An 11,246-nucleotide genomic window follows, 5' to 3' on the forward strand; every position below is an offset into this window, starting at 1 on the left:
AATAGTTTGGTTTTTTTAGAGACTATAAAAAAGTTATCCATAAATGATTAGATATTCATAATGAGTATTTTTTATTAAAGACCCTAATTGATATAAAAATAAATTTTGAACTATAACTAAAATAAATTATGAAAACAAAACAACTAAAAAGAGGATTCGCAAATTCAGGTTAACAAAATGCAGCGGTTTTTTAAAAAAGAATAATGAATTCAAAAAAAAGATTCTTTTTTAAGGTATTAAAAATGACAATTTAATACCAAATCAAATTACGAATAAAAGAATACGATAATTTTATTAGAGTAACTGATAAATAGGTATTAGAATTATTTAAAACTAATCAAATGAAACTAAAAAAAACAATGAAGTCTAAAGATAAAGTATCCCATTTTTTGAGGATAATGATGATTGCTCTTTTCTGTACTTTCACTGCTCAAGCTCAGGAAATGACCGTTCAAGGAACCATAAAAAGTAGTGATGATGGTTTTCCTATCCCTGGTGCAACGGTGATGGTGAAAGGATCAGCTAAAGGAACAACAACAAATTTTGATGGAGCCTATTCTATTAAAGCTAAAATGGGAGATATTATCTCTATTAGTTATATCGGAATGATGACTAAGAATGTTAAGGTAGATGGTAAGTTTATTAATGCAACACTGAAATCAAAAGCACAAGACTTAGATGAGGTGGTTGTAATAGGGTACGGAACCGTTAAAAAAAAGGAAGTAACTGGTGCTGTAAGTAGTTTAAAAGCCTCGGATATTGAAAACTTTGTTACTCCTGATTTAGGAAATGCAATTCAAGGTCAAATTTCAGGGGTAAATGTTATTGGGTCAGCGGAGCCAGGTGGTTCTTCTGAAATTTTGATCAGAGGGGTTACTTCTATATCAGGTTCAAATACACCATTATATGTTGTTGATGGTGTTCCTCAAGAAGGAGATCCAGGAATCAGTCCTAACGATATTCAGTCTATTGATGTGCTTAAAGATGCGGCTTCGGCGGCTATTTATGGTACTCGTGGAGCGGCTGGGGTAATTTTGATTACTACAAAACAAGGAAAAGCAGGAGCCTTGCAAGTGCGTATTGATGGAAGTATTGGTTTTGAACGTGTAAAAGGAGGTATTCCTTTAATGAATTCATCGGAACAAACCTATTTTAATATGGTTTACAACAGAAATTTATTTAATGTACCTGATGATAAATCAATTTTAAATCTAGATCAAACTCCTTCGGGTTTTCAAAATGATACAAATTTAACGGATATATTGTTTATAGATAATGCTAAAACACAAAACTATAATTTGAATCTTTCTGGAGGGACTAAAGATTTATCATATAGTATCTCGACCAACTTATATGATAAAACAGGAGTAGTTAGAGGAACTAGTTTTCAACGTTTTAATACCCGTGGAAATGCAACTTATACTAAAAACGCTTGGAAAATCAATGCGAGTATTGGCGTTTATCAAGAAGAAGTTAGTAGAGGTGCCTCGGGGGTAGTAAATCAATTGTTAAAGTATTTACCAACGCAACCAAGTATCGATTTTAATAATTTAGACGGTCCTATTCAAAGTGAAAATGATGCGGATTCTTTAAATAGATTATCATTTGTTTTGGGTGCTTTTAATAATACGGATATAACAAAAAATGCTAAATCATTAGCGAATTTCAATATAGGTTACGAAATTTTTAATGGGTTAGATGTAGCTACTCAAATGGGTTTCAATCAATCTAGTAGTTATAGAAAAAGATTTGTACGTTATCAGCCTATTGTTTTTTCAGACGGCGCTGATTCAGGAAGACAGGATAATAGTTTTGTTCAAAACGATTCCCAAATTAAATCATCATTAGCTTGGACAACGACTATCAACTATAAGAAAAGTTTAAAAGATCATAATTTTGGTCTGATGGTGGCCTATACTCGTGAGCAATATAATACTGAATCATTCACTGCTCAAAAATATGGAGTTTTAGATAATTCAGTTCAAATATTAGAAGGTGCAACCAATAGACCCGAAGTGCATTCAGGCCCAGATGAAGTTCGTAAATTAACGGGATTAATTACTCGTTTTCAATATGATTATAAAGGGAAATATTTGTTAAGTTCAAGTTTACGTCGTGATGGTTCAAGTCGTTTTGGAGCACAGAATAGATATGGAACGTTTCCTTCGGTGGCATTAGCTTGGAACGTTTCTGATGAAGCTTTTTGGTCTACAATGAAAAACACGGTTAATAATTTCAAAATACGTTTAAGTACTGGTACAGTAGGGAATGAAAGTATTCCTTCCTATCAATATTCAGCGAATATAACACCTGGGTATGACTATGTATTTAATAATGCATTAAACTATGGTTTAGCACAAAATGACTTTGCTAATCCTTTGATTAAATGGGAAACCTCTAAACAAAATAATATAGGGCTAGATTTAGGTTTGTTTAAAAATAAAGTAACATTGTCAGCTGAATATTATAATACGAAGAAAGACGGAATGTTGTTTCCTGTAACGGTTCCTGGTTCAGCAAGTGGTGTGGAAAATTCTACAGTTATCTACAATATTGGTGATATGACTAATGAAGGATTTGAACTATCACTAGGATATAAAGGAAAAATTGGTAAAATGAATTATAGAATGAATTCTACTTTTACAACCAATAAAAATGAAATTACTAAAATGAATAGTGATGGTAGTTTTGTATATACAAATGATTCTGGTCTAGTAAGTGGTGCAAAAACCCAATCCCAAGTTACCGTTTTGGCACAAGGACATGAAGCGGGAGCCTTTTATATATATAAGACTAATGGCGTTGCTAACACAACCGACAAAGTACTAGCTTACAATGCAGCTGTTCCTAATTCTAAAATTGCTATTGGGGACTTAATGTATGATGATTATAATAAGGATGGAATAATATCAGATGCGGATAGACAATATTCAGGTAGTGGATTACCAGAATATGAAATAGGGTATAATTTGAACTTGGATTATAGAGGTTTTGATTTTTCAGTCAATATGTATGCTGCTTTAGGACAAGAAATCATGAATGGAGCTAAAGCAACCGCCTATGGTTATGAAAGACATGAAGATTTATTATATGCATGGTCTCCAGTAAATCCAAATTCAAATATACCAGCCTATAGAGGGGGCATCAAATCAGCAAGTAATAACCTTAAAGGCTACACTGATTTGTGGTTGGAAGATGGTTCTTATATGCGTATAAAAAACATCACTTTTGGATATAGTTTGCCAAAGAATTTAATAAAAACAATTGGAGCAACTAAATTTAGAGTGTATGTTACGGCACAAAACCCATTCACATTTACAAAATATACTGGTTTTGATCCTGAAATTGGAGGAGGAGTTCAGTCTAGAGGGTTGGACAAAGGAAGCTACCCATTGGCTAAATTTTATTTAGTAGGATTAAATTTTAATTTTTAAAGAAAGACTATTATGAAACGATTTAATTATAAATACCTTATCATTCTTGCTGTTGGAATTTTAGGATCTTGCAATGAAGATTACTTAGCAGAATCAAACCCGAACTTGATTGCAAGCGAAAATTATTGGAAAGATTTAACGGATACAAATAAAGGACTTACCGCAGCCTATTCTGCATTATTAGATGAAAATGCCTTGGCTATTGCCACTGATGCACTACGATCTGATATGGGATGGCCAGGGTATGGACGCCCTACACCTACAAGTAAAGGAGAATCTGTTACTTGGTACAGCCAAACTTATAATAATAGTACCGCTGGAGTGATAGATCATTGGAATGCTTGTTATAAAGGAATTTATAGAGCCAATCAAGTTATTGAAGCTTTAAATAATTTGAAAACAACTGGAGTAGTCACTACTTCCAACGAAAAACAATGGGTTCAACAAATGGCTGAAGCTCGTTTTTTAAGAGGGTTATTTCATTTTTATCTTCATTCTTCTTATAATAATGGAGAAATTATCATTCGTGATTTTGTACCAAAAATACAAGATGATTTGAATACTCCTTTATCGACTTCTCAACAAGTAATCACTTTTTTTAGAGATGATTTAAAATATGCATTTGACAATTTAGATTTTAAACCAGCAGCAATTGGAAGAGCTACTAAGGGAGCAGCAGCAACAATATTAGGAACAAGTCATTTGTATGAAAATGAAATTGACTTGGCAAAAGGATATTTTAATGATATTATCACCAATTCATCTTATGGATATGAGCTGGTTACTGATATGAGCTTGCTATTTACTACAAAAGGAGAATTTAATAAAGAATCTATTTTTGAAATAGAATACAATAATAAATATCGATTAGATATCAATAATTTTGACACACAAAGTATGGTGAGTCCATTAGCGTCCTATACAACTAATACTGGAGACAGGAGCTTTTTTGTACCCGCTTGGATAGCCTACGCTTATAAAACAGAAGAAAAAGATATAAAAGATGATAGGAATTATTACTTAAAAGCTGGAGTAAAAACATTAAGAAATGTTCCGCTAAGAGCTTCGGCAATGATTACTTTAGTCGAAGACGAACAAACACCTTATTATGCTTCAGGAACAGTAAGTGATAATATTAAAACTAATGGAACACAATGGGGTTTTTCATTTTATAAAAAATATAGCAATCATGATATTTTAGCGACTTCCGAAAATGATTTGCCTATAAACAGAAATTATTCAGGTAAAAATGTTATCGTTAATCGTTTAGCCGATGTGTATTTAATGCAAGCGGAATGTTTGATAAAATCAGGAGACAATGATGGAGCTATCAAATTAATTAATAAAATTAGAGCGAGATGGGCACTTAAGTTAATAGGGCCGAGTTATGATGCTACTAAAACATTCGATGGAATAACGTATACTCCTGGCGCAACAGGTACTTTGATGAAACGTCTAATGGAAATCGAAAAACCATTAGAAATGTCAGTTGAAGGTCATGCTATCCGTTTTAATGATTTACGCAGATGGGGATTATTAGTTTCTAATTTTCAAAAATTAGCAGATGCCACTTATTATGTTGAGGATTATACTTTTGTCAATTCTACCACACTGAAAAATGTTACCAAAAAGTTCATGTCTGTAGTGACTGTAAAAGGGATTAAGCCTTCATTTACAGTAGATTTTGAGTATGATATTTCGTTGAGTAACTTTAATATTGCAACTCAAAGTTATCTGCCAATTCCTTATACTGAGTTAACAACCAATACCGCATTGCAAAAATAATTTTAAAAAAATTGATATGAAAAATATAACGATGATTTTATCTTTTGTATTTCTAGTGCTGAGCACTAGTTGTACTAAGGAAGAAACAGTAAGAACAGAATTTTCAGATTTTACGTGGTATACTAGTGTTCCAAATTCACTACAACCTTTTAACATAAAATCAGGCACTAATATTTCCTTTATGGATTTGTCCCAAGGAACGATTACGCACGAATGGAAAATTGAAGAAGGAAATTTTTATTTGTCTTCTAATTTTGTCAAAGGAGGAGACCTAACCCCTTATATTATTCCCAATAAAGGAGTATTATCAAGCGATGTAACAGTGCATGTGCTTTTTCCTAAAATAGGAGTTTATAAAGTGACTTTGACTAATACGTACAAAGAAAAAGTAGTTTTTCCAGGTGTAGTTCCTATAGAGGCCGTTAAAGTAGGGGATGTATGGGTGGCCGAAAAAGTATTTACTATTACTGTTACTGATGTAGTTGTCCCTTAAGCGGATTAATTATTTATTTAAAAAATAACCTATAACATTCTGATTCTTTGAATTTGTTGTTATAGGTTTTTTTTATAGGCATACTGTATCAAGTAAGTCAAAATTTAAAGCAGCAAATTCACAAGCAAAAATATCATGATAAATAACTAAAAATGAATATCTTGAACTATTTTTGTATAAATTCAAAACACGCATTAAATAGTGTTTATTACTTAACAATGAATTGAAAAAACATTTTATGAAATTTAGAAAATTACTTTTTTATATTCTTACCTTTTTGGTTTGTAGTGCTATGGCTGATGCACAAACAAACCCTAATCTCTTATCAAATAATTATTATGGTTTTGAAGAAGCGGGGGTAGGATGGAATACAAGCCAGCCAGAAAATTGGTCTTTTGATAATACTAAAGTAGCCAGTGGTACGTATAGTTTGAAATTCAAAACAGCTACTGCTACACTTGAAAGTAAAGATGTAATTTATACCATTTCAAAAGTAAGAACTGCTGTGAAAAGCGGCAAATCTTTTATTATTGCTTCAAGTTATGAGGGAACAATCTTAGGTTTACGTTTTGATGGAAAGAAAATCTGGGAAAACAAATTGTCTGGTTTTATGAATCATGACCTTTGGTGTGAAGATATTACAGGCGACGGAATTGATGAAATTTTCGCAGCTAATGCCAATGGAACTTTGTATTGTCTGAATTATGATGGAACACTCAAATGGCAATTTAAAGTTAATGATGCTCCTATGTATGCGGTTTGTGTAGTACAAAAAGCGGGAGTTCCCTATGTAGTTTGCGGAGGCTATGATAAAAATATTTATTATCTAAATGCTGATGGGACAATCAAACAAACATTAGCTTCATCGACTTATTCAGTAAATACTGTTTTTGGAGGGGCTACGGCTCCAACCAAAGTACATATTGCTAATTTTATTCGGAAAGTAAAAAAAGCTGATGGTACGGATATGGTAGCCGTTATAGGAACTAATAACAGCATGCAAGTAACTGGCAATATCTACTTATTTGATGTTTTAGGAACAACACCAATCACGCCTTCAGTAAAAATAAATTCAGGAAAACCAGTGGGAGAAATGAGGGTGTGTACCGTAAATGGAAGTCCTAAAATTTTAATGGGAAACAGCAGCCATATCAATGATGCTACTGCGGTAGAATTTGACCCTTTAAGTCCTAGTGTAGCACAAGAAACAATAGATATATCCAGTATTTCTAATAAAGTGGGAGGTTTTGGTTATCGTGTATCACAACTCGAAATAATTCCCAACGGTGCTAGTTACCAGTATTTCATTTTATTTGGAAATCATATTGTTTTATTGCCACCCAATCGAGATTTAACCAAAGCTGAAATTTTAGAATGCCCTTATTCGTTTAACGATATGTGGAAAGATTCGGTTACAGGGAATATTATTTTGGCAGGAAATCAAAATGGAGGTAGTGATATCCATATAATTGATACTTCAAATCCCAATTGGAAAATGAAATATACGAGTATTACATCTCCAGGTAAAATCCAAACAATCATAGACAATACCGCAACTGTGGAGTCAAAGTTAAATACATTTATAAAACCCAGTTGGGAACGCAATCCAGTCGAAATTACTTTAATGTACAGCAATTCTACTGGGATTAATACCTCTTTATACAATACACCTACCTTTATTGATCAATTTTCAACGTCACACGCACAAGATGGTGCTACTTGGGATAGAGCTAATTTAGGCAACTTAAAATACCGAGGCACTAGAGATAGCAGAAGAACCTATGATTGGACCGAAGCCCAAGCGTTAAGTTTTATATATTCTAAAATAGGTACAAATGGCGTTTCTTATTGGGGTGGTCATGGGAATGATCCGTATATGTTTAGCCTTGCCACTTCTAAGAAAGTGATTGATGAGGTCAATAAAACAACAGGAAGGAAAACGCTATTGATTTATCCTGAATTAGAAGATAATAGTGCTGATTTTGAATTTGTGATGAATGATCTTTTTTATCCTTTAGCAACTTATGGACAAAATAAAAATTTAAAATTATTTATTCGTTCCAAAAATATATTTTGGCAAGGAAGCGTGTATTTGTCTATGTGGTCTCGATTGCTTTCGGGCGAATTTGCACACGTTTTTGTGCCAGCAATGGAAGAAACGACAGATAAAACGATGGAATTAAGTTTGGCTTCTCGAATGGGAATTTGGGCAAGCGGAGCAGTGGATAGTTGGGGTGCAAGAGCTGTTCCTGACAATACGAGTTTTGACCGTATGAGACAATTTTCTGATCAAACGTTAGATAATCATTTTTTACGTCAATTGGTTTATGCTGCGGCAAGTGGAGCACAATATTATGACAATTTTACCAAACCTGATTTATTTGCTAAATTGCTAGCCAAAGGGGCATTGTTTGTTCCTAAACGTTCCGAGATTGTGAGTTTCTCACCAGTGCATTTAAGTATGTTTGTTCCTAATACGCATTATTTAGAAGATGGTTCAGAAGCCAAATGGTTGACAAACTTTGATCAAACATTTGAAAATGCCAATCCTTTTGTTTTTAGTCGCATGAATGGTTCTTGGCCTGGAGCACCGTTGACTCAATGGGATTTTTCAAAATATGCTGCTGGAATGAAAGAACGACGATTAAATTTTTTGCCTAATTATCCTAACGGTATGGTCTTGATTACACCCCCTCAGGCAGGAGCCAAAGCTGATTTGACAGCCCCAAGAGGATTGATGAAAAATAAATTGCATCCTTTGTATAAGAATATTTTAAAAGAGTACTATACGGACGGTCGCTTTTATTACTCAGCTGATGGGGTAACTAAATACAATGCCAATACCTATTATCAAACCATTAAAACAGAAATAGAAGCAAGTGCTACCAAAATCCCAATGACGGTAACAGGTGATGTAGCCTGGGTAGTTGCGCAAACCTCTCCTACTCATTTACGGCTTACATTAATTGATAATGGATATATTAATCCCAATACACGAACAGCTACCATAAAATTCAATACCGTAACTCCTTTGAAAATTGTTGATCTATTAGATGGAAAACAATTTTATCCATCAGGAGCTACAGTAACAATAGATGTTCCTTGTGGTATGTTCCGTTTTATTGATGTAGAACTAACTAATCCATTGTAAGATGAAAAATAAATTTATTTCAATGAAAAAGCATACTGTTATTTTTGGATTGGTTTTTTTGTTTCAAATTGTTGTTGCTAGTGTTGTAGCACAAACGACAACCTACGCTCCTGCTGTTATCAGTTGTGGAGAAACCCTTAATCAAGCTAAAATCAGTCTTAATCCAGGCAATTATAAAATGTATGTCAAGGTTTGGATCGATTCAGGGGCTTCTTTATTAGGATTTAAAACCACTATTGGATCATATACCAAGGAATTAAATTGGGATTTTAAAAATTTAAATAAAGGGCAATGGATGACTTTGAATCAGGAGTTCTCTATTTCTGAGGCGGTTTCTAATCAAATTTTCAAAATACAACTTTTGGAAGATGAGTACTCAGGAACTGGAACAGGGATTTTTAACCTCGACAATCTCTATATCGAATACCTTTCTCCTTTAAGTACCGAAGATTTTAATATGGATAAAATTGTTATTTATCCTAATCCCACTTCTAATATAGTAAATATTGAATGCCCCGAAGGAAGTCAAATAAAAGTGTACAACAGTTTAGGTGTTTTACTTAAAAATAATTCGCCTAGTGTAACTCATAATTTAATTTCAGTTACTGATTTACCTTCAGGTATTTATTATGTAAAAATAAACTGGAATGGAAAACAAAAAATAAAAAAAATGATAGTTAAATAAGGTTTTAATTGCTATTTAAAAAAAAAACGTCTAGAGTTTTCTAGGCGTTTTTTTGTTTTTTATTATTTTTTTTATAGATATATCAAAGGTAATCAGTGTGTTGTGTGTTTATTACTGGCAAATACATTTTATGTATCCTCAAAGACACTAAGGTTTCATTCTGAAATTACATTTGGTTTATTAATAATTCAAAAAACTAAAAATTATGAAAAAACATTTACTTAAAATCACAGCATTATCAATAATGTTTATTTCGGCTGTAAATGCTCAAGATGGTACTTTCAACAATGGTTCTGGTGATGGACTATGGGGAACAGCAGCTAACTGGGCGCCTGCGGGTGTCCCAACAGGTATTGCAACATTAAGTGCAAATCCAACAGTTTCTGCTGCTGCTACTGTTGTGAAAATTATTGCTCAAGCTCCTACTGGAGATAGAATAATATCAGGAACAGGAGAATTAACTATAAATGGATCGACCACTGGTCAAATGATTCAGGCAAATTTAACTGATGGAGCATTGATTTTTAACAATAAGGTGACTATCAATACGACTAGTGCTCAAAATATTGATACAAAATTTACAGCAAATAATAAATTAGTTTTCAGTTCCACAAGTACATTGAATTTATTGCAAACGGCAAAACTTAGAAACTATAGTGTTAACCCTACGGAGTTTAATGGTGTTTTAATGGGTACAGGAACTTTAACGGTAAGTTCCACTACTACTAATCCTGGAACAGGTAATGTTGTTTTTGGTTCTACTGCTAATAATGCTACTTTTGCAGGGAGTATTCTGACCTTTACACAAGAAATAGTTTCTAATATTATATCTCCACAGGTTTTTCTTCCAACTGATGCTACTATGCTTTTTAATTCAACTGGAGGTACCTTAACATTGAATGGTGCCAATACGATGCAAGGTAAAATAAATAGATCTGCTGGTGCTACAGCGGGTACTTCAATAGTTAATTTTAATGCGAATCAAACTAATATGGGATTATTATTAATGTCAGGTTCTGCTAGTCCAGTATTGAAATTTGTTATTAATGGGTCTGTTTCTAATTTAACTTTTAGTTCCACTAGTCCTGACTGGGGTACAGGTACTCTTGATATTGTTGGTTTTAAAGATGATGTTCTTACTATTGGAGGAACTTCTTTGACAACTGATCAGTTGAATGCTATTACATTGAATGGTGTGGCTCAAACTGCAGGATATTTTTCTCAAAGAGCTAATGGTTTTATTGTTAAAACTACAAGTTTGGGTGTAAAAGAAAATACACTTGAAGGTGTTTCAATTTATCCAAATCCAGCTACAGATGTATTGAATGTTACTGCGCCAGAAGGAAGTATTATTGAAATTTACAATACATTAGGAGCAATTGTAAAAACAGCAAAAGAAACGAATTTAGTTCCAGTTTCTGATTTAGCTTCAGGCTTATATTTAGTTAAAGTCTCCAAGAATGGTCAATTTTACCAAGATAAAATTGTAAAAAAATAAAATAGGTTATTATTTAGTACGAAACCGCTTAGAATTTTTTCTAAGCGGTTTTTTAATGGTTGAAATCTATTTGGTTTTATTAGTTATTGAAAACTTTTTTGGATTTATAACCATTCTTATTTTAAAGATAATAATTGATTAATATAAGTGTAAATAGTTTTAAAATCTATTTTTTTTAGTATACCAAAAGTAGAAAATAG

6 protein-coding genes are annotated in these 11,246 nt (G+C 32.8%); all 6 read left to right on the forward strand.

The window, feature by feature from the left end; all coding sequences use genetic code 11:
- Positions 1-341: 341 nt before the first annotated feature.
- The 6 genes from WBQ70_RS13295 to WBQ70_RS13320 all read left to right on the forward strand — a co-directional run bounded on the left by WBQ70_RS13295 (position 342) and on the right by WBQ70_RS13320 (position 11,046).
- Entirely contained in the window at positions 342-3,434 is a 3,093-nt protein-coding gene (locus tag WBQ70_RS13295) for a SusC/RagA family TonB-linked outer membrane protein (protein WP_423915046.1), read from the forward strand.
- 12 nt (positions 3,435-3,446) lie between these two features.
- Positions 3,447-5,219, forward strand: coding sequence for a RagB/SusD family nutrient uptake outer membrane protein (locus tag WBQ70_RS13300; protein WP_423915047.1), 1,773 nt, complete (start codon positions 3,447-3,449; stop codon positions 5,217-5,219).
- A gap of 16 nt (positions 5,220-5,235) precedes the next feature.
- Positions 5,236-5,712 (forward strand): hypothetical protein, encoded by a 477-nt coding sequence (locus tag WBQ70_RS13305; RefSeq protein ID WP_423915049.1) that lies wholly within the window; start codon positions 5,236-5,238, stop codon positions 5,710-5,712.
- A gap of 238 nt (positions 5,713-5,950) precedes the next feature.
- On the forward strand, positions 5,951-8,863 hold the full coding sequence (locus tag WBQ70_RS13310; protein ID WP_423915051.1) for a hypothetical protein: 2,913 nt from the start codon (positions 5,951-5,953) through the stop codon (positions 8,861-8,863).
- A gap of 22 nt (positions 8,864-8,885) precedes the next feature.
- A complete protein-coding gene (locus tag WBQ70_RS13315; protein WP_423915053.1) occupies positions 8,886-9,548 on the forward strand; it encodes a T9SS type A sorting domain-containing protein in 663 nt (220 codons plus the stop codon).
- 205 nt (positions 9,549-9,753) lie between these two features.
- Positions 9,754-11,046: a T9SS type A sorting domain-containing protein gene (locus WBQ70_RS13320; RefSeq protein WP_423915055.1), complete on the forward strand. Its 1,293-nt coding sequence runs from the start codon at positions 9,754-9,756 to the stop codon at positions 11,044-11,046.
- Positions 11,047-11,246 lie beyond the last annotated feature (200 nt).

The organism is Flavobacterium sp. (assembly GCF_049590715.1).
Classification (GTDB): Bacteria; Bacteroidota; Bacteroidia; order Flavobacteriales; family Flavobacteriaceae; genus Flavobacterium.

What these genes read in the sequence shown, in the direction of transcription:
- WBQ70_RS13320 (WP_423915055.1), top strand. Translation starts at nt 9,754, where the DNA reads ATGAAAAAACATTTACTTAAAATCACAGCATTATCAATAATGTTTATT.
- WBQ70_RS13315 (WP_423915053.1), top strand. Translation starts at nt 8,886, where the DNA reads ATGAAAAAGCATACTGTTATTTTTGGATTGGTTTTTTTGTTTCAAATT.
- WBQ70_RS13310 (WP_423915051.1), top strand. Translation starts at nt 5,951, where the DNA reads ATGAAATTTAGAAAATTACTTTTTTATATTCTTACCTTTTTGGTTTGT.
- WBQ70_RS13300 (WP_423915047.1), top strand. Translation starts at nt 3,447, where the DNA reads ATGAAACGATTTAATTATAAATACCTTATCATTCTTGCTGTTGGAATT.
- WBQ70_RS13295 (WP_423915046.1), top strand. Translation starts at nt 342, where the DNA reads ATGAAACTAAAAAAAACAATGAAGTCTAAAGATAAAGTATCCCATTTT.
- WBQ70_RS13305 (WP_423915049.1), top strand. Translation starts at nt 5,236, where the DNA reads ATGAAAAATATAACGATGATTTTATCTTTTGTATTTCTAGTGCTGAGC.